Here is a 23,509-nt window from a genome sequence, read left to right on the forward strand (position 1 = left end):
AGGGCATTACAGGGTAAAGCGCTTCACCAACCCATTGAGCCCATTGGCCAGGCGCGACAGCTCCTGGCTCGACGCATTGGTCTGCTGCGCGCCGGTCGCGCTTTGCACCGACAAATCCCTGATATTGGTCAGGTTGCGGTCCACCTCGCGCGCCACCTGCGCCTGTTCCTCGGCGGCACTGGCGATCACCAGGTTGCGCTCGTACATCTCGCCAATGCCCGAGGTGATCTCCTGTAACGCATGCCCAGCGCTCTGCGCCAACTCTTGGGTATCGCGCGCACGCGCGCTGCTGCTTTGCATGGCCGTCAGCGCCTGGCTTGAGCCATTGCGCATCAAACTCACCATCTGCTCGATTTCCTGGGTGGAATTCTGCGTACGATGCGCCAGCGCCCGCACTTCATCGGCGACCACGGCAAACCCGCGCCCCGACTCGCCTGCGCGGGCGGCCTCGATGGCTGCGTTGAGCGCCAGCAGGTTGGTCTGCTCGGCAATGGCGCGGATCACATCCAGTACCTTGCCGACTTCCTGCGACTGCTCGGCGAGGGTTGCCACCAGCGCAGCCGACGCCGTCACTTCTTCGGTCAGGTCGCTGATCGCCTCGATGGTCTGCGATACCCGCGCCTGGCCCTGTTGCGCCGACTGGGTCGAAACCCGCGAGGCCTCGGAGGTGGACACCGCATTGCGCGCCACTTCCTCGACCGCTGCGCTCATCTGGTTGACGGCGGTGGCGGCCTGCTCGATTTCATCGTGCTGGCGGGTGATGCCACGCCCGGATTCTTCGGTCACTGCATGCAGCTCTTCGGAGGCCGCCGCCAGTTGCGTGGAAGACCCCGAAATTTCGCCCAAGGTGGTGCGCAAGCGCTCACGCATCTGCGCCAACGAATGCTGCAATTGGCTGACTTCATCGTTGCCGCTGGCAACGATCGGGTTGCTCAAGTCACCTTCGGCAACTTGCCTTGCGGCCAACACCGCCTCGCGCAATGGCTGGACAATGCTGCGGGTCAGCAGCCAGGCCAGGACGATGGTGAACAATGCGGCCAGCGCGATCACGCCAATGACGATGGTGCGCGACTGCTCGAAGCGCTCGGCGGCCTGGCTGCCCTCGCGCTCGATGCTTTTGCCATACAACTCGCCCAGCTCGGCCAACTGCGCGCCGGTGCCATCGACCACAGGCTTCATGTCCACCAGCACCAGTTTGTGCAGGGCCGCGGTGTCGCCGCGACGCGCCAGGGCAAAGGAGTCGGCCATGCCTTTCTGGTACACCGCAAAATCGCGCTGGAACTGTTGGTAGATGCGGGTTTCTTCAGGGGTGTCGACGAACGCCTCGTAGTCCTTGATGTTCTGCAGCAGGACCTTGTTGCGCGCATCGTATTGGCCGACATAGGTGTCGACGTTGGCAGGGTTCGGGTCGAGCGCGACGCGCAGCGAGATGGTGCGTACCCGCAGCATGTTCTCGCGGATGGTGTCGACGGTGCGAATGCTCGGCACCCAGTTGGTTTCCATGGCCGTGGCCGAGTCGCGGATCTCGTCCATCTTGGCCAGGGAAAACATGCCCAGCAGGGCCACCATCAATGCAATGCAGGCAAAACCCGATGTAGCCCGGGGCGCGATATTCCATTGGCGTAACAGCATGACCACCTCGCCGGCCCCACCAGGAGCCTTATAGTTGTTGTACGACAACCTGTATCGGCTTGGTGGGGCTTTGCTTGAGGGGCGCAGCGGTCAATCGACGCCGACGAAGCCGCCAGTCTGGTGCTGCCACAACCGCGCATACAGCCCGCCTTGTGCCAGCAGTTCGCTGTGGCTGCCGATTTCGACGATGCGGCCCTTGTCCAGCACCACCAGGCGGTCCATGCGCGCGATGGTCGAAAGGCGGTGGGCGATGGCAATCACGGTCTTGCCCTGCATGAGGGTTTCGAGGCTTTCCTGGATGGCCGCCTCGACTTCGGAGTCCAGCGCCGAGGTGGCCTCGTCCATGATCAGGATCGGTGCGTTCTTCAACAGCACCCGGGCAATGGCGATGCGCTGGCGTTGGCCACCGGACAGCTTCACCCCGCGCTCACCGACATGGGCATCGAAGCCGCTGCGGCCCTGGGCGTCTGACAGTTCGCCGATAAAATCATCGGCCCGTGCCCGGCGTACCGCTTCCCACACCTGCGCCTCGGTGGCGTCAGGGCGCCCGTACAGCAGGTTGTCCCGGATCGAGCGGTGCAGCAGCGAGGTGTCCTGGGTAATCATGCCGATCTGTGCCCGCAGGCTGGCTTGGTTGACCCCGGCAATGTCCTGCCCATCGATCAGAATGCGCCCGGCCTGCACGTCGTACAGGCGCAGCAGCAGGTTGACCAGGGTCGATTTGCCGGCCCCCGACGGGCCGATCAGGCCGATTTTCTCGCCGGGGCGGATATCCAGGTCCAACCCGTCGATCACCTGGCTGCCTTTGCCGTAGTGAAAGCCCACTTGCTCGAAGCGCACCGCGCCACGGCTGACGGTGAGCGGCGGGGCGTCTGGCTGGTCGCTGACGGTGACCGGCTGGGCGATGGTCTGCAGGCCGTCCTGGACCATGCCGATGTTCTCAAAAATACCGTTGACCACCCACATGATCCAGCCCGACATGTTGACGATGCGGATCACCAGGCCGGTGGCCAGGGCAATGGCGCCTACGCTGATCAGCGATTGGCTCCACAGCCACAGCGCAAGGCCGGTGGTGGTGACCACCAGCAGGCCGTTGAGGCTGGTGATGACCACATCCATGCTGGTGACCACGCGCGAGGCGTGCTGGGTTTTTTCGGTCTGTTCACGGATCGCTTCGCGGGCGTACTGCTGTTCGTAATCGGTATGGGCGAACAGCTTGAGCGTGGCGATGTTGGTGTAGCCATCGACGATGCGCCCCATCAGCTTGGAACGGGCATCGGACGAAATCACCGAGCGCTCCTTCACCTTGGGCACGAAGTAACACAGCGAGGCGATGTAGCAGACAATCCACACCAACAGCGGCAGCATCAGCCGCCAATCGGCCTCGGCGAACAGCACCAGTGAGCTGATGGCGTAGATCAGCACATGCCACAGGGCATCGACTGCCTGCACCGCCGAATCACGCAGCGAGTTGCCGGTTTGCATGATGCGCTGGGCAATACGCCCGGCGAAGTCACTCTGGAAGAAATTCAGGCTCTGTTTGAGCACGTAGCTATGGTTTTGCCAGCGGATCATGCTGGTCATGCCGGGGCTGATGGTCTGGTGCACCAGCAGGTCGTGCAGGGCAAAGAACAGCGGGCGCAGCAACAGCACCACCACCAGCATCCAGATCAGCTCGCCGCTGTGCTCGCTGAAAAAGTTGGCATTCGGCGTGCCTTGGGCCAGGTCGATGATGCGGCTCAGGTAGCTGAACATCGCTACCTCGATCAACGAGGCGAACAGCCCGACCACCAGCAGGGCGAGAAAACTCGGCCACACCTGGCGCAGGTAATAGAGGTAGAAGGGCCAGACTTTGCCGGGAGGCGCCTCGCTGGGCGCCTCGCGGAAGATGTCGATCAACTGCTCGAAACGACGGTACAGCATGGGTAAACACACTCCTGTTGCAGCCGACCCGCAGGCGGATTCACATCCCTGTGCAGCCTGCGGTCAATCGATGCGTTTGGCGGACTTGATGTAGACCGGATCTGCCGGCACATCGCGCATGCCTTTTTTCACGGTGGTGGGCGAATTGACGATCTGGTCAACCACTTCCATGCCTTTGGTGACCTTGCCGAACACGGCATAGCCACGGTCGCGGCCGGGGTTGAGGAAATCGTTGTCGGCCACGTTGATGAAGAACTGGCTGGTGGCCGAGTTCGGGTCGGAGGTACGCGCCATCGACAGGGTGCCGCGGGTGTTCTGCAGCCCGTTGCTGGCCTCGTTTCTGATTGGGTCCTGGGTGCTCTTCTGCACCATCTGGTCGGTAAAGCCGCCGCCCTGGACCATGAAGCCTGGGATCACGCGGTGGAAGATGGTGTTGTTGTAGAAGCCGCTATCCACGTACTGCAGGAAATTCTTGGTGCTGACCGGCGCTTTTTCAGCGTTCAACTCGATTTCAACCTGGCCGAAGCTGGTATCCAGCAGTACGTGCGGGGTCTTGTCGGAGGCCATCACAGAGGTGGCGAAGGCGACCGAGCAGGCGGTGAGCAGCAGTTTTTTCAGCATGGGCGCAAAGATCCTTGAGAGGTTGAAGCGGCTGCCAGAAACTGCAGCACGGTGAGGTTGAAGACCTCGGGTTGGTCCAGGGGCGTAGCGTGCCGCGAATCCTCGATGACCGCCAGCTTTGCGTTGGGCATCAGGGCCACGTAAAGCTCCTTGATTTGTACCGGGGTGTAATCCCGGTCGGCGCTGATCACAAGCGTCGGACAGTTGATCTGCCCGATGCGTTCCTGCACGCCCCAGTCGACGATGGCATCGAAGCTTTTCAGGTAGGCGCGTTTGTCGTTGCGTGCCCAGCGTTCGGCCATCGTGCGCCTTAGCTCGGCTTGCTCGGGCTTGGGGAACAGCCGCGCCGCCAGGCCCTTGCCGACGGCCTCGACACTGAGCAGGCGCGCCAGGCTCCAGCGTTTGAACCACCACACCCAGTCGCTGCGGCTGCGCCGCTTGACCTCAGGGGCGCTGTTGACGATGCACAGGCTGCGCAACCAGGCCGGGTGGTCGACAGCGAACTGGAACCCGACCATGCCGCCCATCGACAGCCCGACAAAATGCACGGGGCCGGTGCCCAGGTGTTCGAGCAGGGCCAGCAGGTCCTCACTGAAGGTCTTGATGCGGTAGCCATGGTGCGGTTTCGATGACTGCCCGTGGCCGCGGATATCCATGAGGATGACCCGGTAATCGCGGCTGAATGCCTCCAACTGCAGTTCCCAATCCTGGCTGCTCGACCCCAGCCCGTGCAGCAGCACCAGGGGTTCGCCCTGGCCGAGTTGTTGGTAGTGCAGCAGGCATCCGTCGTGTTCGAAACAGGCCATGGGCGCGGTCCTATCAGGCTTGCGGGGGGGCTGCGAAGGGCACGTCCAGCGGGGCAGTGTCGAAGTTGCGCAGCAGCTCGATGAGAATCTGCGTGGCCGGGCCCAGCGTCTTTTCCTTGCTCGAATAAAGGTAGAACAGTGGGTGACGGCTGCCACCCTGATCCAGCGGCAGCGGCTTGAGCACGCCTTCGCGCAGCTCGCGCTCGATCATGTGCCGGGGCAGCCAGGCAAAGCCCAGGCCGCTGCTGACAAAGGTGGCCGCGGTGCCCAGGCTGCCGACCGTCCAGCGCTGTTCGGCGCCAAGCCAGCCGACATCGCGCGGTTGCGCGCGGCCCGAGTCGCGGATCACCACTTGAAGCTGGCTTTCGAGGTCCTGGAAGGTGATTTCACGGCCGCTGCGGTGCAGGCTGTGCTCCGGGTGGGCGACGGCGACGAATTCCACCGGGCTGAGCTCGGTGCCCAGATAGCCGCCAATGTTGAAACTGCTGATGGCAAGGTCGGCAATGCCTTCGTGGAGCACTTCTTCGACCCCGGACAGCACTTCTTCACGCAGGCGCACCCGGCAGCCGCGGCTTTGCGGCATGAACGCGCTCAACGCGCGCACCAGGCGGGCGCTAGGGTAGGCGGCATCGACCACCAGGCGTACTTCGGCCTCCCAGCCCTGTTCCATGTGGTGGGCCAGGTCTTCAAGCTGGCTGGCTTGCTTGACCAGTTGCCGCGAGCGGCGCAGCAGCACGCTGCCGGCCTCGGTCAGCACCGCCTTGCGCCCGTCGATGCGCAGCAGCGGCACCCCCAGTTGCTCCTGCATGCGTGCCACCGTGTAGCTCACCGACGACTGCGAGCGGTGCAGCACCTCGGCGGCCTGGGCGAACCCGCCATGGTCGACCACTGCCTGCAGGGTTCGCCATTGATCAAGGGTTACGCGCGGCGCTTTCATGGAGGGCTCCTGTTGTCCTAAGCTGCGCTCACCTCAAGGAGAGCGCCCTATGAAGAAAATTTGTCTGGCCTTGTTGCTGTGCATGCCCGCCATGGCCATGGCGTACCCGATCGATGTGGAAAAACAGCTGAGCGGCGTGAAGCTGGACTACGCCACCTACGCCACGGCCTACGACATCGGCGCCATTACCTTGAACAATTACGGTAGCCAGGCGGCAGCGTGCCGGGTGATGTTCCGCAACGGCCCGGAAGCGCCCAGGGTGCGCCGGGTAAACGTACCGGCCGGCAAAAGCGTAGACGTGACCGCCAAGTTCAACCGGCAGATTATCAAGCTGCGTATCAGCCTGGACTGCAACGCCGATTAAACAGATTAGTCGATAGATTGAACCCACTTTTTACGCTTTTTTATCGATAGGTCAACATTTAATCTCACCTCCATCGAATCGCAACCCTTTACCGCCGATGGAGGCATCCATGTCCCGCGTACTGATTATCGAAAGCAGCGCCCGCCAGCAAGATTCCGTTTCCCGTCAGCTGACCCGCGACTTCATCGAACAGTGGCAGGCAGCCCACCCGGCCGACAGCATCAGCGTGCGCGACCTGGCCGTGTCCCCAGTGCCGCACCTGGACGCCAACTTGCTCGGTGGCTGGATGAAGCCTGAAGAGCAGCGCAGCGCCGCCGAGCTTGAAGCGCTGGCCCGTTCCAACCAGCTTACCGATGAGTTGCTGGCTGCCGATGTGCTGGTGATGGCCGCGCCGATGTACAACTTCACCATCCCCAGCACGCTCAAGGCTTGGCTCGACCACGTGTTGCGTGCCGGCATCACCTTCAAGTACACCCCCACCGGCCCGCAAGGCCTGTTGACCGGCAAGCGCGCCATCGTGCTGACCGCACGCGGCGGCATCCACGCCGGTGCCAGCAGTGACCATCAGGAACCCTACCTGCGCCAAGTCATGGCCTTTATCGGTATCCACGATGTCGACTTCATCCACGCCGAAGGCCTGAACATGAGCGGAGAGTTCCACGAGAAAGGCCTGAACCAGGCCAAGGCTCGACTGGCTGCGGTTGCCTGAGGCATAGCGAATCCCTCCTGACACCTTTTGCTCCTTGGGTGTACCTGCCCGGCCTTGATGGCCGGGTTTTTTTTGCCCAGAGACATTGGTGGGAGGTCTCAAGGTTTGTGCAAGCCAGCGCAGGCCTCATCGCAGGCTGTCGCCAGCTCCCACAAGTATTGAGCCAATCATCATTTACGCAGTTGACACGGTCTCTGTGGGAGCTGGCGATAGCCTGCGATGGGGCCAGCACTGGCTTGCATCAGGGCAAGCCCGCGCCTACGGCCTGGCCTTACAGTCTCCATGGTTGAACTCCTCGAACCCAGCGGCTAAGGTCGCCGCCTTGATTCACGAGAGGCAACCATGGGCTACCTGATTATCGTCGCGCTGATCCAGGCGTTCTCCTTCAACCTGATCGGCGAATACCTGGCCGGCCATGTCGACAGCTACTTTGCAGTGCTGGCGCGGGTAGTGCTGGCGGGCCTGATATTCCTGCCACTTACCCGCTGGCGCCAGGTCGAGCCGCGTTTCATGCGCTCGATGCTGCTGATCGGTGCCCTGCAGTACGGCATCACCTATGTCTGCCTGTACCTGAGCTTCCGCGTGCTGACCGTGCCTGAGGTGCTGCTGTTCACCATCCTCACGCCGCTGCACGTGACCTTGATCGAAGATGCCCTCAACCGCCGTTTCAACCCGTGGGCCTTGCTGGCTGCGCTGGTTGCAGTATCAGGCGCGGCGGTGATCCGCTTCGACAGCGTCACCGGTGAGTTCTTCGCAGGTTTCCTGCTGTTGCAACTGGCCAACTTCACCTACGCCGCCGGGCAGGTGATGTATCGCCACCTGGTAGCCCGCCACCCCAGCGACCTGCCGCACTACAAGCGCTTTGGCTACTTCTATGTAGGCGCCTTGTTGGTGGTTTTGCCCGCCTTCTTGCTGTTCGGCAACGCCGGGCGCCTGCCGAGCACCGACACCCAGTGGCTGGTGCTGCTGTTCCTCGGCCTGTGCCCGACAGCGCTGGGGTTGTACTGGTGGAACAAAGGCGCATGCCTGGTCAGTGGCGCCACCTTGGCGGTGATGAACAACCTGCATGTGCCGGTGGGCCTGCTGCTGAACCTGCTGATCTGGAACCAGGACGAGCCGCTGGGGCGGCTGGCGGTGGGTGGCGGGATTATTCTGTTGTCGGTGTGGATGAGCCGGTTGGGCGGGCAGGGTAGGGTGGCGCAGGCGTCACGTTGATGGGTTGGCGGTGAGGGCCTCATCGCGGGGCAAGCCCGCTCCCACGCTGCCCAGTTCTCTGCCCGACAGCGCAGCCCAGAAGGGTTGGGTAATCTCGCACAATTCATTGGGTTTTGGACTGCCTCAGGAAATTGGATGAGTGTCCAACGTCTTGGCGGCAGTCCATTGTGTGGGAGCGGGCTTGCCCCGCGATGCGTTTCAGGCCGTTTCCGAGCGCTCAACCTTGCCCGCCAACCCCGCGCGCATATCGTTGCCACTTGGCTGCTGATACAAGCTCAACCCAAACTCCGGCAGCACCGCCAGCAGGTAATCGAAGATATCCCCTTGGATCGCCTCGTACTCGGCCCATACCGTAGTGCGGGCAAAGCAGTAGATCTCCAGCGGCACGCCTTCGGCGGTGGTCTGCATCTGGCGCACCATGCAGGTCATGCCCTGTTTCACATCCGGGTGGTTTTTCAGGTAGGCCAGGGCAAAGGCGCGGAAGGTGCCGAGGTTGGTCAGCCGCCGGCGGTTGGCCGAAAGCCCGGTGTTTTCACCTTTTGCCTCGTTCCACTGGTGCAGCTCCTGGCGTTTGCTGGCCAGGTAGTCGCTGAGCAGGCGCACCTGGCTCAGGCGCTGGTCCTCTTCCGGGGTGAGGAAGCGTACATCGGCGGCATCGATGAACAGGCTGCGCTTGATCCGTCGCCCGCCTGACTGCTGCATACCGCGGTAGTTGCGAAATGACTCGCTCATCAGGCGCCAGGTGGGGATCGAGACGATGGTCTTGTCAAAGTTCTGCACTTTGACCGTGTGAAGGGTGATATCCACCACATCACCATCGGCGCCGGCCTGGGGCATTTCGATCCAGTCGCCGACGTGCAGCATGTCGTTGCTGGTCAGCTGCACGCTGGCCACGAACGACAGCAGCGTGTCCTTGTACACCAACAGCAGCACCGCCGACATGGCACCCAGGCCCGACAGCAGCAACAGCGGCGAGCGGTCTATCAAGGTGGCGACGATGACGATGGCGGCGAAGATCCACAGCATCATCTTGGCCAACTGCATGTAGCCCTTGATCGAGCGGGTACGGGCATGTTCGGTGCGCGCATAAATGCTGAGCAGGCCGTCGAGCAGGCACGACAAGGCGCGGGTCATGAACAGCAGCGTGACTGCCAGGGCGACGTTGCCGAGAAAATGCTGGGCTGTGTTCGACAGCTCCGGCACCAGTTTCAGCCCCGACTGCACCACTAGCGAGGGGGTGGTTTGCGCCAGGCGGTGGAACACCTTGTTGTGGCGCAGGTCGTCCAGCCAGCGCAGCGCCGGCTGGCGGCCGAGCAGGCGGGTGGCGTGCAGCACCAGAAAGCGCGTCAGCCTGCCGATCAGCAGGGCAACGCACAGCAGCACCAGGGTGCCGAGCGTAGCGTGCAGCATTGGGTGTTGGTCGAGGGTGCCCCAGAGGTCGAAGGCGTCGCGCCAGAATCGTTGCAGGTCCATAGGTATCTAAAGCGGTCTGTGTGGCGGTTCGAAGCGGCATTAGAGCGCGGATCGGCGCAAAGTTGCCAAAAGAAATTCGGTTCTGGCGGCGGAAAACGTTACCCTATGCAACTTGAATTTTTGCACTTGCCCGAGGTTACTCCCGTGTTTTCCCAATTCGCCCTGCACGAACGCCTGCTCAAAGCCGTGGAAGAGCTGAAATTTGTCGAGCCGACTCCGGTGCAGGCAGCGGCCATTCCCCTGGCTCTGCAAGGGCGTGACCTGCGGGTGACGGCGCAAACCGGCAGCGGCAAGACCGCCGCTTTCGTGCTGCCGATGCTCAACCGCCTGGTTGGCCTGAGCGGGCCACGGGTTGAAATCCGTGCGTTGATCCTGCTGCCGACCCGTGAGCTGGCGCAACAAACCCTCAAGCAGGTGCAGTTGTTCTCGCAGTTCACCTACGTCAAGTCTGGCCTGGTCACCGGTGGTGAAGACTTCAAGGAACAGGCCGCCATGCTGCGCAAGGTGCCTGACGTGCTGATCGGCACCCCGGGCCGCCTGCTTGAACAACTGAATGCCGGCAACCTCGACCTGTCCCACGTGCAGGTGCTGGTGCTCGATGAAGCCGACCGCATGCTCGACATGGGCTTCGCCGAAGACATGGAGCGCCTGTGCAAGGAGTGCGAGAACCGCGAGCAAACCCTGCTGTTCTCGGCCACCACCGGTGGCGCCGCGCTGCGTGACATCATCGGCAAGGTGCTGAAAGAGCCTGAGCACCTGATGCTCAACAGCGTCTCGCAGTTGGCCGAAGGCACCCGTCAGCAGGTCATCACCGCTGACCACGACCAGCACAAGGAACAGATCATCCAGTGGCTGTTGGCCAACGAAACGTTTAAAAAGGCCATCATCTTCACCAACTACCGCATCATGGCCGACCGCATCTACGGCCACCTGGTCGCCAAGGACATCAAGGCTTTCGTGCTGCACGGCGACAAGGACCAGAAAGACCGCAAGCTGGCCATCGACCGCTTCAAGGAAGGTGGCTCCAAGGTGCTGGTGGCAACCGATGTCGCCGCCCGCGGCCTGGATATCGACGGCCTGGACCTGGTGATCAACTTCGACATGCCGCGCAGCGGTGACGAGTACGTGCACCGCATTGGCCGTACTGGCCGTGCCGGTGGTGAGGGCTTGGCCATCTCGCTGATCACCCACAATGACTGGAACCTGATGTCCAGCATCGAGCGCTACCTCAAGCAGCAGTTCGAGCGCCGCGTCATCAAGGAAGTCAAAGGCACCTACAGCGGGCCGAAAAAGGTCAAGGCTTCGGGCAAGGCGGTGGGCGCCAAGAAGAAGAAGGTCGACAAGAAGACCGGCGACAAGAAAACCGCCGCCAAGCGCAAGCCAACTGCCAAGCCACGGCCAAACGCGCCGCTGGCGAGCTCTGACGGCCTGGCCCCGCTGAAAAAGCGCAAGCCAGCGGCTGAGTAAGCCTCGCTAAAAGCCCGCTACCGCAACGGTAGCGGGCGTTTCAGTAATGATCTTGGGCCTTCTATTACGTAAGGCTCGGCACGGACTCAGTGCCCGTAAAGCCTGATGGCATCAGGTTTTCTTCTCGGCCTCTTTCAATTCGCTGATCCGTTTGTCGATCAACTGGCATTTGTCGGGCAGGTCCTTGCTTGCCGTTCCCAAGTCCATACCCTGCAGCTCTTCGTTGATTTCCTTGGCCTTCTGCGCGTTCTGCTCTGTCAGCTGACTGACCAAACCGGCCAGTTCTTCACGCTTTTGCGTGGCTTCTTCCGGGGTACAGGCCCAGGCGGGCAGGGCGCAACACAGGGCGGTTGCACAGGCGATACGCGGTAATGGTTTCATCCTTTTTACCTCCGGCGTGGGTTATGCCCGGTGGAGGTAGTTGCTGGGGTAGAAGTTCAGTTCAGGTGATGGGGGACAGTTGGCGGCCGGTAGGACATTTATTCAGACACTGAGCCCTCGCCACTGCTTTTTCAGCCTTGAGGACATACGCCGCATCGCCGGTTTCCAGAGCATCGATCAGGAACTGCGCGCTGGCCTCCATGTTAGTCAGGTAGTCAGCAGCATCGAACTCAAAAAATGTTTCAGTCATTTAGCTTCCGATATTCAGTGGGTTGCCTGAATGTAAGGGGAAAATCAGGCAATGCAACGGTGCAAATGATTTCTCTCTGTTGCTGCTGAAATACGCTGTAAAGCGTTCCCTGGATGCCGTGCATCCAAGGAGGGCAATCTCCTTGAACGCTCAAGCTCACGCACATGTCCCACGCTTGTAACCCCTTCCGTCCACAGCAGGAGGCCGTCTATGAGCACCTACGATTGGGACCTGATCGAGCGTTTGCTGCATGAAGTGCAAAATGGCGCCGGTCAAAGCTTCACCCCGCGCCCGTACGCCGAGCAGCACGCCGCTGCGCTGGCGGCCAAAGGTGAAGCGCCAGGCGATCTGGATCATCTGAAAACCCGCGCGTGCGAGTACGAAAAACTGTTGTTCCAGCGCGGCTTCATCGACAGCCGCCCTGAAGAGGAAGGCGGCAACGGCGAGAATTTCGTCCTCACTGAACGGGGCTCGCGGCTGCTCAGCCTGATCGACAGCAGCATCCCTGGCTTCGAACACCCGCGCCAAGTGCTCGATGAACAGGCGGATGCGTTGGACGAGGGGACGTTCGAGCAGGTTTCGGCCAAGGCGCAAATTGCTGGCGGGGCTATCTAAGGCTGGCATTGGCAAGGCCGGCGCCGTGATAATCGCGGCTGCACCCCCGTCAACTGCCGAGCCTTGCCAATGACCCAGCACCGACCAGAGGCGCGCCCATGAGCGCGGCCCGCAAGAACCCCGATGCCTTTGCCCTGCAAGTGATGCTGGGGCTGTGCCTGATCTGGGGCTGCCAGCAGGTGCTGATCAAGTCGGCGGCGGTGGATATCGCACCCGTCATGCAGGCCGCATTTCGTAATGGTATTGCCGCTGTACTGGTGGGGCTGCTGGTGTGCTGGCGGGGCGGCTGGGAGCAGGTTGGCAGTACCTGGCGCGCGGGCTTGCTGGCCGGCGGGTTGTTCGGCCTGGAGTTCCTGTTCATTGCCGAAGGGCTGAAGCTGACGTCGGCGGCGCATATGTCAGTGTTCCTTTATACCGCGCCGATTTTCACCGCGCTGGGGCTGCATTTCATGATGCCCAGCGAGCGGCTGCGCGTGCTGCAGTGGCTGGGCATCCTGCTGGCCTTTGGCGGTATTGCCCTGGCCTTTGCTGGCGGGGTTTCGCTGGATCAGCTTGATGGCCGCATGCTGCTGGGCGACGCCCTGGCGATTCTGGCAGGGCTGGCATGGGGCGCGACCACTGTGGTGGTGCGCGGCTCGCGGTTGTCCGAGGCGCCAGCGACCTTGACCCTGTTCTATCAGTTGGCAGTGGGTTTTGCCGGGCTGCTGCTGATCGCGCTGTTAAGCGGGCAAATCGGCGACGTTACCCTGACGCCGCTGGCCGTGGGCAGCGTGTTGTTCCAAGGCATCGTCGTTTCGTTCATCAGTTACCTGACCTGGTTCTGGCTGCTGCGCAAATACCTGGCGTCCAACCTTGCGGTGTTCTCGTTCATCACTCCGCTGTTCGGGGTGACGTTCGGTGTGGTGCTGCTGGGCGAGCCGTTGAGCCTGAACTTTGTGCTGGGCGCGGTGCTGGTGTTAGCCGGGGTGATCATGGTCAGCGCCGAGGCGTGGGTGCGTCAGCAACTGCGCAAGGTGCTTGGGTAACCCGCTCGCACCCCACCGCTCAGCACCAGTACACCGGCCAGCCCCAGCCCGGCAGCGGCCAGCAGCAGGGCCGGTTGCAGCCCGCCGCTGAAGTGGCTGCTGAGTGCGGCCAGCAGCGGGCCGCTCAACTGGCCCAGGGCAAAGCACGCCGTCAACAGCCCGGCATTGCGCTGGGTGGCATGTGGCGCCAGTTCCCGTGAGCGCTGCATCACCAGTTGCATGCAGGCCAGGAAAGGCCCGCCGCACAACAGCACGCCCAGCGCCAAACCGATGCCGCCGCCGAGCAGGCACGCCAGTACGCCCAGGCCTTGCAACCATAGGGTCGCGCTCAGCCAGGCCGAGGTCCGCCCCGGGCCACGCAGGCTGACCAATACCACGCCCAGCGCCGAAGCCAGGCCAAACGCCGGCCAGAACAGGTCTGCGAGCCACTGCCCGTGAAAGTGCTGGCTGGCCATCTGCGACAGGAATGTCGCCGGCAGGATGTAACCCACCCCGTAGAGCGCGTACACCACGCCCAGCCGGCCAATGCCTTGGTTGCCCGGCGCAGGGCTGCAGCGCACGTTTGCGACGGGCGCGGGCTCGGTCGCCTTGGGCAGCCAAGGCAACACTGCAAGCAACATCACCAGAGCCGCCACCGCGTAGATCAGCCACAGCGCCGCTGACCCAAGCCCCAGCAAGTGCGCGGCCAGTGCCAGGATACCGGTCAGTGCAATGCCGACGCCGGGCCCTGCGAACACCAACGCACCGAGGCGTTGGCGGCCATGGGCTGCAGCCAATTGCTGGCTGAGGCTGGCGAGCATCACCAGTACCCAGGCGCTGGCAACGCCGGTGCCCAAGCGCAGCAGCAGATGGCCCCAGAACCCGTCCGCCGCAGCTGATGCCAGGGTCAGTAGCACGCACAGCCACAACCCGGCGTACAGGCGCAGGCGCACCTGAGCGGGCTTGCGGGCGAACATGCCATCTACGGCGCCGATGAAGTAACCGAGGTAATTGGCAGCGGCGATCAGCCCGCCTGCGGTCAAGTCGAGCTGGCCCTCGGCGATCAGCCGGGGCAGTTGCGGGGTCAGGGCGAAACGGCCGATGCCCATGGCCATCATCAGCGCCACGGCGCTGGCCAGCAGTTGTACAAGGGGCGACATGGTGGCTCTCCTGCCGAAAGGGATGCGATGGATGGCAGGTTAGGATGCTTTTACTTTCAATAAAATTGAATAATGATGATCAAGTTGTTCTGTTTTGGAGAATTCTGTGGAATTCAGCCAGCTACGTATCTTTCAGGCGGTGGCAGAGGAGGGGTCGATTACCCGCGCCGCCGAGCGGCTGCACCGGGTGCCGTCGAACTTGAGCACGCGCCTGCGCCAACTAGAGGAGCAGTTGGGTGTCGAGTTGTTCGTGCGCGAACGTCAGCGCCTGCAGTTGTCGCCGGCCGGCAAGGTGCTGCTGGACTACGCCAATCGTCTGGGTAACCTGCGCGATGAAGCCATGGCGGCAGTCCAGGGCGGCCAGCCGGCGGGCGATTTTGTGCTCGGCACCATGTACAGCACCGCTGCCATTCATCTGCCTGCGCTGCTAGCGCGCTATCACCAGGCATATCCGGCAGTGAACCTGCAAGTGCAAGCCGGGCCGAGTGGCGAGTTACTTGAAGGGCTGCTCAACCATAAGCTTGATGCCGCTTTGGTCGATGGCCCGCTCACGCTGGCAGGGCTGGACGGTGTGCCGCTGTGCGACGAAACGCTGGTGTTGATCACCTGCCTTGAGCACCCGGCCGTGCGCAGTGCCCGGGATGTCGCCGGCAAGGCGGTGTTCACCTTCCGCCAGGGCTGCTCGTACCGCATGCGTCTGGAGGCCTGGTACGCCCACGCCCATACGCCGATGGTAAGAGTGATGGAAATCGAGTCGTACCAGAGTATGTTGGCCTGTGTGATCGCCGGGGCCGGGGTGGCGATGATGGCGCAGTCGATGCTCGACAGCCTGCCGGGGCGTGATCAAGTGCGCGCCCATCGCCTGCAAGCGCCGTTCGATCACGCCGTGACTTGGTTGATGTGGCGCCAAGGCATGTGTGGGGCCAATCTGCAGGCCTGGGTCGACTTGCAACAAAGCGAAACGATTCACCAGCCGTCGGATGCTGCGGCCCGCGCTTGATTCGGGTCACAATCGCCCCTATCTGTAGTACCAGATGCAGGCGTAATGTAGGACATCAGGCTATGATCTGTATGACGCATCGCTGGATTGATTACCCGTGAGGCTGACCCGTCAAGGGGGCACTATGAACGACAGACTGTACAACTGGCTCCACGACCTCGCCGTCGCCCTGGGCTTGCTCCCGCCACCGTTGCAACCGGTGCCGATCCCAAGCGACGAAGAACAGCGCAAACGCCAGCCAAGGCGGCGCTGATTCACTGAGTGAAAAGGCCGCTGCATCGTGATGGATGCGCCGGCCTTTTGCATTTTTGGTGGCGTGTTTTTGCAGGCTTTCTCGGTGAATGTAGGAGCGGCCTTGTGTCGCGAAAGGGCTGCGTAGCAGCCCCAATACCTTGACCTCATGCAAAATCACCGGGGCTGCTGTGCAGCCCTTTCGCGACACAAGGCCGCTCCTACACAGTCCGCGTTGGTTTTGATTATTGCGATGAGGCGATCACAGGCCTCAAGCCAGATTCACTGCCACAGCCGGTTTGCGCGATGCCAGGCTGACCAGCACGAAGCTCACCAAGCCAATGGCCAGGCTGTAGTAGATCGGCGAGTTGGCATCCAGGCCATCCTTGAACATGAAGAACAGCGCGGTTACAAAACCCAGCGACATGCTGGCGATGGCCCCTGCGGTGGTGGCGCGTTTCCAGAAAATCGCCCCCATCAGCGGTATCAGCATGCCGCCCACCAACAGGTTGTAGGCCAGGGTCAGGGCGCTGATGACGTCGTTTACTGCCAGCGCAATGCACAATACCACAAGCCCGGTCAGCAGGGTGAACAGCCGGTTGATGCCCAGGCTCGACTGCTTGCCGCCGCGCAGCTTGGGCAGCAGGTCTTCGGTCAGCGTGGTGGAGGCCGCCAACAGGCCGGCGCTTGCCGTCGACATCATGGCCGCCAGTGCCGCCGCCATCAGCAGGCCGCGAATACCGTCCGGCAAGGTACTCTTGATCATCTCGGCGAAGGCGTTGTTGGGGTTGGCAAGGTCTGGCATCAGCACATGGGCGGCCATGCCGATCAGTGCGCAGGCCAAGCCGTAGATCACGCAGTACACCCCGGCAGTGGTGCCGGCGCGCTGGCACACCTTTTCGTCACGGGCAGTGAACACCCGCTGCCAGATATCCTGGCCGATCAGGATGCCGAAGAAGTAGATCAGGAAGTAGGTGATGATGGTGTCCCAGCCGATGGTGGTCCAGCTGAAGCTTGCCGCTGGCAGTTGCGCCACCAACTGGTCCCAGCCGCCCACCTTGTACAGGCACACCGGCAGCAGGATGAACATCAGGCCAACGGTCTTGATGACGAACTGCACGATATCGGTCAGGGTCAGCGACCACATGCCGCCGATGGTCGAGTACACCACCACCACGCCACCCCCGAACAACAGCGCTATCCAGAACGGTACGTCCAGCAGCACCTGCAGCACGGTACCCATGGCCAGCGTCGAGGTCACGCCAATCATCAATGCGTAAGCCAGCATGATCGCTGCACTGGCCTGGCGAGCCATGGGGTTGTAGCGCCGTTCCAGCACCTGGGTAACGGTGAAGATCTTCAGGCGCAACAGCGGTTTGGCCAGAAACAGGTTCAAGGCAATGATGCCCAGGCCCAAGGCTGCACAAAGCCAGAAGCCTGAGATGCCGTGCACGTAGCCCAGGCGTACCGTGCCCACGGTCGAGGCGCCGCCCAGCACGGTGGTGGCCATGGTGCCCATGTACAAGGTCGGGCCGAGGTTGCGCCCGGCGACCAGATAGTCTTCATGGGTCTTTGCGCGGCGCATGCCGTACCAGCCCAGGGCGAGCATGGCGGCGGCGTAGATCAGTACAACGATGATGTCCAAGGCCATTGGGGGTCTCCCGATTATCTTTATTATGGCGAGATCGGCCACGCGGGCTGCACACGGCGCCCGGCGGTCCTTTGTTGTGTTGGCGGGCCTCTATGGCCCTCCCGGATGGCTCCTGCCGGGGTCCAGCAGTTGGGCGCCTGTGTGTAGGAAACGGCACAAGGCCGCTCCTACACAGAGGAATGCGTTCCAGGGTTAACGGTGCGCCACACCCGGCAGCACGCAGAGCATTTCGAACAGCAGGTTGGCGCCCAGCAGCGAGGTGTTGCCGGTGGTGTCGTAAGGCGGGGAGACTTCGACCAGGTCACAACCGATCAGGTCCAGGCCCTGGCAGCCGCGGATGATCTCCATCGCCTGAATGGTGGTCAAGCCGCCGATTTCCGGGGTGCCGGTACCGGGCGCCCAGGCCGGGTCGATGCCGTCGATATCAAACGACAGGTAAACCGGGCCGCCACCGACTTTCTCACGCACCTCGGCCATCAAGGGCGCCAGCGACTTGTGCCAGCACTCCTCGGCCTGCACCACGCGAAAGCCCTGGCGGCGGCTCCAGTTGAAGTCATCGGCGGTATAGCCCTGGGCGCGCAGGCCAATCTGCACCACGCGATCGCAATCGAGCAGGCCCTCTTCGACCGCACGGCGGAAGGTGGTGCCGTGGGCGATCTTCTCGCCGAACATGTGGTCGTTGACGTCGGCATGGGCGTCGATGTGCACCAGGCCGATCTTGCCGTGCTTTTTGTGCAGCGCACGCAGGATCGGCAGCGTAATGGTGTGGTCGCCACCCAGGGTCATCGGGATCACGTTGTGCTCGACGATCTCGTCGTAGGCCTCTTCGATGATGCGCACGGCGTCGAGCAGGTTGAAGGTATTGATCGCCACGTCACCGATGTCGGCCACCGACAGCGAGTCGAACGGGGCGGCGCCAGTGGCCATGTTGTAGGGGCGGATCATCACCGATTCGGCGCGGATCTGCCGTGGGCCGAAGCGGGTGCCGGAGCGCAACGAGGTGCCGATGTCCAGTGGCACGCCGATAAACGCAGCGTCCAGGCCTTGGGCGGTTTGCAAGTGGGGCAGGCGCAGCATGGTGGCGATGCCGCCGAAACGCGGCATTTCGTTGCCGCCCAGTGGTTGGTGAAGAATCTTGTCCACGGTGGGCCTCATCAGTCGGTCGATTGTTGTGTTTGTTCGAACCTGTTCCGCCCGCGGCGGGTTGCGCTGTAGCGGCCGGCGGGGCAGGGATATTTCGCCGAAGTCTGCGCAAGGTAGTGCGGCTAAAGAATCGCTACCGACAAAAACTTACTTCAGGGTTTTCTGAACTAAAGGCCCGGACGCAGGTTAGACTCTGGCCTTTTCCAGCCTGCGGAGCCCTCGCGCCATGGCCTCATCGCTGCCCGACCTGAAACTGCTGCGCATTTTTGCAAGCGTGGTGCGCCACCAAGGGTTTGCCAACGCCCAGCGCGATCTCAACCTGTCCACCTCGGCCATCAGCACCTACATGAGCCAGCTGGAAAGCAACCTGGGCATCGTGCTGTGTCACCGTGGCCGTGGCGGTTTCAGCCTGACCAGCAAGGGCGAGCTGTTTCACCAGGAAACCCTGCGCTTGCTCGGTGAGCTGGACGGTTTCGAGCAGTACGCAGCGGCGCTCAAGGGCGAGTTGCGCGGCACGCTGAACCTGGGGGTGATCGACTCCACGGTTGGCGACCGCGCCTTGCCGCTGGCCGAGGCTATCGGCGCCTATAGCCAGGAGCACCCGGCGGTGCACCTGCACCTGTCGGTCTCAAGCCCCTACGAACTGCAGTTGGGTGTCCAGGACAACCGCCTGGACCTCGCCATCGGCGCGTTTTCATCACGCATGAGCGGCCTGTTGTACCAGCCGCTGTACCGCGAGCAGCACTGGCTGTATTGCAGCAGCCGCCACCCGCTGTTCGCCGAGCGGCGCATCCCGGAACCGGTGATTACCCAGCAGCGCATGGTCGGGCGAGGCTACTGGAGCCAGGCCGAGCTTGCCCGGCACGGCTTCAAGCACAGCGCCGCGACCGTCGAAAGCATGGAGGCGCAGCTGATTCTGATTCTGTCCGGCGCCTACATTGGCTACTTGCCCGAGCACTACGCCCAGGCCTGGGCCGACAAGGGCGACCTGCGCGTGCTGTCGCCCGCGACCTTTGGCTACCAGGCGCCGTTTTCGTTGATCATCCGCCGTGGGCGCAGCCGCGAACCCCTGATCCAGACGTTCCGCGACCTGCTCAAGAGCCAGCTCAACGTCGGCTAAAGCAGGTCTTTGGTCTAATGCCGCAAATATTCCTGCAAAACTCACCGTCGCAGCCGATAGCGTTCTGCTAAAACTCAAGTTGCCTTATTGATTTTCACCCCACCCGGATACACAAGGGACCGCCAACGATGCGCATGAATTTGCCCGTCACTGAACGCGAAAGAACATTTCCAAACGATCAGCGGCTGATTTCAACCACTGACCTGAACAGCCATATCACTTATTGCAACGACGCGTTCGCGGCTATCAGCGGTTTCACCTACGACGAGCTGGTGGGCCAGCCGCACAATCTGGTGCGTCACCCCGACATGCCGCCGTCGGTGTTCGGCCATATGTGGGACACCATCAAGCAGGGCAAACCGTGGATGGGTGTGGTCAAGAACCGCTCCAAAAATGGCGATTTCTACTGGGTCAGTGCCTATGTGACGGCGGTGTACGAAAACGGCCGCATCAGTGGCTACGAGTCGGTACGCTCGGTGCCTACGCGTGAGCAGATCCGCCGCGCCGAGGCGCTGTATGCGCGGCTGCGCGCCGGGCGCTCGCCAGTGTCGCTGACCGCGCGCCTGGGCCACGCCCTTGCGGGTGGCTGGCCGCTGATCGGTGCCGGTGTGCTGTCGGCTGCTGCCCTGGTCTGGTTGCCGCAATACGCGGCCCTGGGCGTTCTGGCTGCGAGCCTGCTGGCGGCCTGGTACCTGAGCGAGCTGCGTCACGACACGCACATTCGACGAACCCTCGCAGAGCACCCCAAGGCGTTCACCAGCCCGCTGGTGGCGCTGACCTACAGTGACAGCCCAGGGCTGCGCGGGCAGCTCGACCTCGCCATCCACAGCGAAGAAGCGCGGCTGCAAACCGCACTGACCCGGTTGGTGGACGCAGGCGTGGGGGTCAAGTCGCGGGCCGCGCAATCGGCTGAACTGTCTGATTCGCAGGCCCAGATGCTCGACCGCCAGCGCAGCGAGACCGACCAGTCGGCCACTGCCATTGCAGAAATGGCGGCGACCATCCAGGAAGTGACGCAAAACGTGCAGAGCACTGCCCATGCCGCAGGCGATGCCGACCAGTTGGCCCAGCAGGGCAGCGATCTGGCCCAGCAGAGCCTGCGGGCGATGGGCAGCATGCGTGAGGCGGTGAGTGACATTGGCCAGGCGGTCAATGCCTTGGCTGAGCAGACCCAGTCGATTGGTAGCGTGGTGGATGTGATCACCTCGATTGCCGAACAGACCAACCTGCTGGCGCTCAACGCCGCCATCGAAGCCGCACGTGCCGGCGAGCAGGGCAGGGGCTTTGCGGTGGTGGCCGACGAAGTCCGCTCGCTGGCCCAGCGCACTCGTTCTTCGACCGATGAGATTCACACCATCATCGCCACCCTGCGCTCAGGTGCCGACCGCGCGGTGGCCAGCGCCAGCCGTGGCCAGCAGATCTCCCAGGACAGCGCGCACAGTGTCGAGGCAGTGCAGTCGGCGTTGGCGGGCATCGTCCAGGCGGTCAGCCGCATCACTGGCATGAGCCAGCAGATGGCCACGGCCTCCGAGCAGCAAAGCCACGTTGCCGAGGACATCAACCAGCAGATCGTGCGCATTGCCCATCTGTGTGATGAGAGTGCAGGCCAGGCCAAGCAAGGCGCCGAAATCAGCCAGGACCTGGAACGCATGGCCGATTACCTGCACAGCCTGGCGGAGCGCTTCAACCGCTAGCGGCGGTATAGATGGACAGTTGTGGCGAGCGGGCTTGTCCCGCGTTGGGCTGCGCAGCAGCCCTGAGGGTTACCCTTGGGTTTTCAGGGGCTGCTGCGCAGCCCAACGCGGGGCAAGCCCGCTCGCCACAAGGAGATATGTCTGACGAGAACAGGCTTGTACAAACCAAGGAATCTCCACGGCGGCTACCGGGCCAGTAAACTCGGGCCCGGCTCCGCGGCCTGTGGCAAAATCCCTCCGCCAACGGAGGACCCCATGCCCAGACCTCGCTGCGAACGCTGCCAGCGCCCGCTCGCCCACTGCCTTTGCCCGCTGATCCCAGACCTTGCCAGCCGCACCCGAGTGGTCCTGCTGCAGCACCCCAGCGAAACGTCCCACGCTCTGAATACCGCGCGCCTGGCGGCCCTTGGCCTGGCCAACGCACAGTTGCAGGTGGGGGAAGTGTTCGATGATCTGCAGGCATTGCTGGCGACGCCTGGTTACCGGCCGGTGGTGCTGTTCCCCGGTGACGATGCGCAGGTATTGCAGCCCTACAACGCCAGCCCGGACCCGCTACCCCTGCTGCTTATCGTGCCTGACGGCACCTGGCGCAAGGCGCGCAAGCTGTTGTACCTGAACCCGTTGCTGGCGGCACTGCCAAGGGTGACGCTTGGCGAGGTGCCACCGTCGCGTTATCGCTTGCGCAAGGCTCCGCAGCCGGGCGCAATGTCGACTATAGAGGCAGTGGTGCAGGCGCTCAATGTGCTGGAGGCCCCGCACAGCTTCGATGAGTTATTGCGCCCGTTCGAGGCGTTGATTGACGGGCAGATCGATGCCATGGGCGGACAGACGTATGCACGCAACCATGGGGGCGGGGTTTGACACCACACTTGTGACCTTCGAGGGTACAAAAGAGAAAATTCCTACACTCTCATCGGAAGCGTCGCCCTAGCTCCCATTTTTTATCGCTGTACCATGGCGCCCTCTACATGCTAATGGCAGGTAATTAAGTTGCCTGGATCTCCAAAGCTGTTTAATTAACGCTTAGCCATACTCATGCAACTTACTCGAGTAAGTTTGCTTGTGCCTGTAGTTCACATTGATTTTTCTGGGTGCTGTCTATCGAGATTGGGGTGCTGCGGTGCATTCTGCGTATTCAGGCGCGCGTTCGTCGGACGTTCTTGTTGGCTGTGAAAGCTCTGTAGCGTTAGAGAATGATCATGTTGCCATTCTAATGTGTACCTACAATGGTGGTGCCTTCCTGCGGGCGCAGCTGGACTCCATCTCTAGTCAATCCCATGGGGATTGGTCGCTTCATGTTTCTGATGACGGTTCAACAGATGGTACGCATGAATTACTTCGGTCCTTTCAAAATCTGCAAGGTGCGCACCGGGTTCACCTGTATGCCGGGCCGGGTATTGGCTTTGTAGCGAACTTCTTGTCTTTGACCTGTCGCGATGGCATTCGCGCGCAATTTTTTGCTTGGTCCGACCAAGATGACGTCTGGCACGAGGACAAATTACAGGTGGCGTTGAAGTGGTTGCGCCGTGTGCCTGCCGAGCGGCCGGCGCTGTATTGCGGCCGTACCCAGATAGTTTGTGAAGCCGGGGTGCACCGCACGTTTTCACCCAGGTTCACCTTTGCGCCCCATTTCAGAAATGCGCTGGTACAGAGTATCGCGGGTGGCAACACCATGGTGTTCAACCTTTCCGCCAGAGCCCTCCTCGTCGAGGCCGGTTGGCACGTGGCGGTGCCCTCCCATGACTGGTGGTGTTATCAGTTGGTCTGTGGTGCAGAGGGGGAGGTTCGCTACGATCCGCGTCCTTGGCTCATGTATCGCCAGCATGCCGGCAACATAATAGGTAGTAACACCGGTTTAAATAATCAGTTGAAACGGTGCCGTATGTTGCTGGAGGGGAAGCTGCGCGGGTGGAATACACAAAACATCTGTGCGCTGGAAAAAATGCAGCATCGGTTTGATGAAAAGCACCGCCGTTCCCTGGCGCTATTCAAAGCTGCGCGTCAACAGCGGTTACCGTGGCGCCTACTCAATCTGTTACGGGCGCGTCTCTATCGGCAGACACTCATGGGCAATATCGGTTTGTTTGCTGCGGCCTTATTAAAGAAGATTTGA

General features: G+C 62.2%; 22 protein-coding genes and 3 pseudogenes. 13 read left to right on the forward strand and 12 right to left on the reverse strand.

The features are described from left to right. Nucleotides 1-6: 6 nt before the first annotated feature. The 6 genes and pseudogenes from HU719_RS23955 to HU719_RS19110 form a co-directional block, all read right to left on the reverse strand. Nucleotides 7-870 carry a methyl-accepting chemotaxis protein gene (locus tag HU719_RS23955; RefSeq protein ID WP_437179689.1) on the reverse strand — a complete coding sequence of 288 codons (864 nt, stop codon included), beginning with the start codon at nt 868-870 and terminating at the stop codon, nt 7-9. Then, a pseudogene (locus tag HU719_RS23960) lies at nt 862-1,632 on the reverse strand (MCP four helix bundle domain-containing protein); the annotation flags it as partial. The pseudogene HU719_RS23960 and the gene HU719_RS23955, both read right to left, overlap by 9 nt. Nucleotides 1,633-1,722: 90 nt before the next feature. Next, complete coding sequence (locus HU719_RS19095) at nt 1,723-3,555, reverse strand: ABC transporter ATP-binding protein (protein WP_186535902.1); 1,833 nt, start codon at nt 3,553-3,555, stop codon at nt 1,723-1,725. Between the two features lie 63 nt (nt 3,556-3,618). Then, a complete protein-coding gene (locus HU719_RS19100; protein WP_186520114.1) occupies nt 3,619-4,176 on the reverse strand; it encodes a peptidylprolyl isomerase in 558 nt (185 codons plus the stop codon). Then, a complete protein-coding gene (locus HU719_RS19105; RefSeq protein ID WP_186535900.1) occupies nt 4,170-4,982 on the reverse strand; it encodes an alpha/beta fold hydrolase in 813 nt (270 codons plus the stop codon). Before HU719_RS19105 ends, HU719_RS19100 begins: the two co-directional genes overlap by 7 nt. A gap of 13 nt (nt 4,983-4,995) precedes the next feature. After that, nucleotides 4,996-5,919 carry a LysR family transcriptional regulator gene (locus HU719_RS19110; RefSeq protein ID WP_186520112.1) on the reverse strand — a complete coding sequence of 308 codons (924 nt, stop codon included), beginning with the start codon at nt 5,917-5,919 and terminating at the stop codon, nt 4,996-4,998. Between the two features lie 49 nt (nt 5,920-5,968). On the opposite strand from HU719_RS19110, the gene HU719_RS19115 reads away from it, so the two are divergent. The 3 genes from HU719_RS19115 (at nt 5,969) to HU719_RS19125 (ending at nt 8,207) form a co-directional block, all read left to right on the forward strand. Then, on the forward strand, nt 5,969-6,283 hold the full coding sequence (locus tag HU719_RS19115; RefSeq protein WP_186520111.1) for a 3-phosphoglycerate kinase: 315 nt from the start codon (nt 5,969-5,971) through the stop codon (nt 6,281-6,283). A gap of 109 nt (nt 6,284-6,392) precedes the next feature. Continuing rightward, nucleotides 6,393-6,992: an FMN-dependent NADH-azoreductase gene (locus tag HU719_RS19120; RefSeq protein WP_186520110.1), complete on the forward strand. Its 600-nt coding sequence runs from the start codon at nt 6,393-6,395 to the stop codon at nt 6,990-6,992. A 342-nt stretch (nt 6,993-7,334) separates the two neighbouring features. After that, on the forward strand, nt 7,335-8,207 hold the full coding sequence (locus HU719_RS19125; protein ID WP_186520109.1) for a carboxylate/amino acid/amine transporter: 873 nt from the start codon (nt 7,335-7,337) through the stop codon (nt 8,205-8,207). A gap of 198 nt (nt 8,208-8,405) precedes the next feature. Here HU719_RS19125 and HU719_RS19130 read toward each other — a convergent pair whose 3' ends face one another. Further along, on the reverse strand, nt 8,406-9,680 hold the full coding sequence (locus HU719_RS19130) for a mechanosensitive ion channel family protein (RefSeq protein WP_186520108.1): 1,275 nt from the start codon (nt 9,678-9,680) through the stop codon (nt 8,406-8,408). A gap of 105 nt (nt 9,681-9,785) precedes the next feature. Between HU719_RS19130 and HU719_RS19135 the strand changes: the two genes are divergently transcribed. Next, nucleotides 9,786-11,147, forward strand: coding sequence for a DEAD/DEAH box helicase (locus HU719_RS19135; RefSeq protein ID WP_186520107.1), 1,362 nt, complete (start codon nt 9,786-9,788; stop codon nt 11,145-11,147). A gap of 111 nt (nt 11,148-11,258) precedes the next feature. On the opposite strand, the gene HU719_RS19140 is transcribed toward HU719_RS19135, so the two are convergent. Together HU719_RS19140 and HU719_RS19145 are read right to left on the reverse strand one after the other, a co-directional pair. Continuing rightward, a complete protein-coding gene (locus HU719_RS19140) occupies nt 11,259-11,528 on the reverse strand; it encodes a hypothetical protein (protein ID WP_186535898.1) in 270 nt (89 codons plus the stop codon). A 61-nt stretch (nt 11,529-11,589) separates the two neighbouring features. Next, nucleotides 11,590-11,778, reverse strand: a complete 189-nt coding sequence (locus tag HU719_RS19145) for a helix-turn-helix domain-containing transcriptional regulator (RefSeq protein WP_186535896.1) — start codon at nt 11,776-11,778, stop codon at nt 11,590-11,592. Nucleotides 11,779-11,988: 210 nt separating this feature from the next. On the opposite strand from HU719_RS19145, the gene HU719_RS19150 reads away from it, so the two are divergent. Continuing rightward, nucleotides 11,989-12,393, forward strand: coding sequence for a transcriptional regulator (locus HU719_RS19150; protein WP_186520104.1), 405 nt, complete (start codon nt 11,989-11,991; stop codon nt 12,391-12,393). 98 nt (nt 12,394-12,491) lie between these two features. Then, nucleotides 12,492-13,418, forward strand: a complete 927-nt coding sequence (locus HU719_RS19155; RefSeq protein ID WP_186520103.1) for a DMT family transporter — start codon at nt 12,492-12,494, stop codon at nt 13,416-13,418. Here HU719_RS19155 and HU719_RS19160 read toward each other — a convergent pair. Next, complete coding sequence (locus tag HU719_RS19160) at nt 13,391-14,557, reverse strand: YbfB/YjiJ family MFS transporter (protein ID WP_186520102.1); 1,167 nt, start codon at nt 14,555-14,557, stop codon at nt 13,391-13,393. The genes HU719_RS19155 and HU719_RS19160 overlap by 28 nt on opposite strands. A gap of 106 nt (nt 14,558-14,663) precedes the next feature. Between HU719_RS19160 and ptrR the strand changes: the two genes are divergently transcribed. Continuing rightward, nucleotides 14,664-15,557 carry a putrescine utilization regulator PtrR gene (gene ptrR, locus HU719_RS19165; protein WP_186535894.1) on the forward strand — a complete coding sequence of 298 codons (894 nt, stop codon included), beginning with the start codon at nt 14,664-14,666 and terminating at the stop codon, nt 15,555-15,557. Nucleotides 15,558-15,681: 124 nt separating this feature from the next. Beyond that, nucleotides 15,682-15,810 (forward strand): PA1414 family protein, encoded by a 129-nt coding sequence (locus HU719_RS23690; protein WP_264081754.1) that lies wholly within the window; start codon nt 15,682-15,684, stop codon nt 15,808-15,810. A gap of 249 nt (nt 15,811-16,059) precedes the next feature. Here HU719_RS23690 and HU719_RS19170 read toward each other — a convergent pair whose 3' ends face one another. Continuing rightward, nucleotides 16,060-17,439 (reverse strand): sodium:solute symporter family protein, encoded by a 1,380-nt coding sequence (locus HU719_RS19170; protein ID WP_186535892.1) that lies wholly within the window; start codon nt 17,437-17,439, stop codon nt 16,060-16,062. Between the two features lie 192 nt (nt 17,440-17,631). Continuing rightward, on the reverse strand, nt 17,632-18,582 hold the full coding sequence (speB, locus tag HU719_RS19175) for an agmatinase (RefSeq protein ID WP_186535891.1): 951 nt from the start codon (nt 18,580-18,582) through the stop codon (nt 17,632-17,634). 226 nt (nt 18,583-18,808) lie between these two features. Here speB and HU719_RS19180 point away from each other — a divergent pair, with 226 nt between their 5' ends. From HU719_RS19180 to HU719_RS19195, 5 genes and pseudogenes are all read left to right on the forward strand, one after another. Beyond that, on the forward strand, nt 18,809-19,702 hold the full coding sequence (locus HU719_RS19180) for a LysR family transcriptional regulator (RefSeq protein ID WP_186535889.1): 894 nt from the start codon (nt 18,809-18,811) through the stop codon (nt 19,700-19,702). Nucleotides 19,703-19,836: 134 nt separating this feature from the next. Continuing rightward, nucleotides 19,837-20,133 (forward strand): annotated as a pseudogene (locus tag HU719_RS23965) (PAS domain-containing protein); the annotation flags it as partial. Nucleotides 20,134-20,421: 288 nt separating this feature from the next. Beyond that, nucleotides 20,422-21,396: pseudogene (locus HU719_RS23970) on the forward strand (methyl-accepting chemotaxis protein); the annotation flags it as partial. 255 nt (nt 21,397-21,651) lie between these two features. Further along, on the forward strand, nt 21,652-22,257 hold the full coding sequence (locus HU719_RS19190) for a tRNA-uridine aminocarboxypropyltransferase (protein WP_186535885.1): 606 nt from the start codon (nt 21,652-21,654) through the stop codon (nt 22,255-22,257). A gap of 217 nt (nt 22,258-22,474) precedes the next feature. Beyond that, the gene (locus tag HU719_RS19195; RefSeq protein ID WP_225917308.1) at nt 22,475-23,509 is read left to right on the forward strand and encodes a glycosyltransferase family 2 protein; all 1,035 of its coding nucleotides are present in this window, start codon (nt 22,475-22,477) and stop codon (nt 23,507-23,509) included.

The sequence above is a fragment of the Pseudomonas farsensis genome, assembly GCF_014268805.2.
Taxonomy (GTDB): domain Bacteria; phylum Pseudomonadota; class Gammaproteobacteria; order Pseudomonadales; family Pseudomonadaceae; genus Aquipseudomonas; species Aquipseudomonas farsensis.

Excerpts from the sequence above, each read along its gene's own strand:
- HU719_RS23955 (WP_437179689.1), bottom strand. The coding sequence starts at position 870 with ATGCGTGAGCGCTTGCGCACCACCTTGGGCGAAATTTCGGGGTCTTCC.
- HU719_RS19095 (WP_186535902.1), bottom strand. The coding sequence starts at position 3,555 with ATGCTGTACCGTCGTTTCGAGCAGTTGATCGACATCTTCCGCGAGGCG.
- HU719_RS19100 (WP_186520114.1), bottom strand. The coding sequence starts at position 4,176 with ATGCTGAAAAAACTGCTGCTCACCGCCTGCTCGGTCGCCTTCGCCACC.
- HU719_RS19105 (WP_186535900.1), bottom strand. The coding sequence starts at position 4,982 with ATGGCCTGTTTCGAACACGACGGATGCCTGCTGCACTACCAACAACTC.
- HU719_RS19110 (WP_186520112.1), bottom strand. The coding sequence starts at position 5,919 with ATGAAAGCGCCGCGCGTAACCCTTGATCAATGGCGAACCCTGCAGGCA.
- HU719_RS19115 (WP_186520111.1), top strand. The coding sequence starts at position 5,969 with ATGAAGAAAATTTGTCTGGCCTTGTTGCTGTGCATGCCCGCCATGGCC.
- HU719_RS19120 (WP_186520110.1), top strand. The coding sequence starts at position 6,393 with ATGTCCCGCGTACTGATTATCGAAAGCAGCGCCCGCCAGCAAGATTCC.
- HU719_RS19125 (WP_186520109.1), top strand. The coding sequence starts at position 7,335 with ATGGGCTACCTGATTATCGTCGCGCTGATCCAGGCGTTCTCCTTCAAC.
- HU719_RS19130 (WP_186520108.1), bottom strand. The coding sequence starts at position 9,680 with ATGGACCTGCAACGATTCTGGCGCGACGCCTTCGACCTCTGGGGCACC.
- HU719_RS19135 (WP_186520107.1), top strand. The coding sequence starts at position 9,786 with ATGCAACTTGAATTTTTGCACTTGCCCGAGGTTACTCCCGTGTTTTCC.
- HU719_RS19140 (WP_186535898.1), bottom strand. The coding sequence starts at position 11,528 with ATGAAACCATTACCGCGTATCGCCTGTGCAACCGCCCTGTGTTGCGCC.
- HU719_RS19145 (WP_186535896.1), bottom strand. The coding sequence starts at position 11,778 with ATGACTGAAACATTTTTTGAGTTCGATGCTGCTGACTACCTGACTAAC.
- HU719_RS19150 (WP_186520104.1), top strand. The coding sequence starts at position 11,989 with ATGAGCACCTACGATTGGGACCTGATCGAGCGTTTGCTGCATGAAGTG.
- HU719_RS19155 (WP_186520103.1), top strand. The coding sequence starts at position 12,492 with ATGAGCGCGGCCCGCAAGAACCCCGATGCCTTTGCCCTGCAAGTGATG.
- HU719_RS19160 (WP_186520102.1), bottom strand. The coding sequence starts at position 14,557 with ATGTCGCCCCTTGTACAACTGCTGGCCAGCGCCGTGGCGCTGATGATG.
- HU719_RS23690 (WP_264081754.1), top strand. The coding sequence starts at position 15,682 with ATGAACGACAGACTGTACAACTGGCTCCACGACCTCGCCGTCGCCCTG.
- HU719_RS19170 (WP_186535892.1), bottom strand. The coding sequence starts at position 17,439 with ATGGCCTTGGACATCATCGTTGTACTGATCTACGCCGCCGCCATGCTC.
- HU719_RS19180 (WP_186535889.1), top strand. The coding sequence starts at position 18,809 with ATGGCCTCATCGCTGCCCGACCTGAAACTGCTGCGCATTTTTGCAAGC.
- HU719_RS19190 (WP_186535885.1), top strand. The coding sequence starts at position 21,652 with ATGCCCAGACCTCGCTGCGAACGCTGCCAGCGCCCGCTCGCCCACTGC.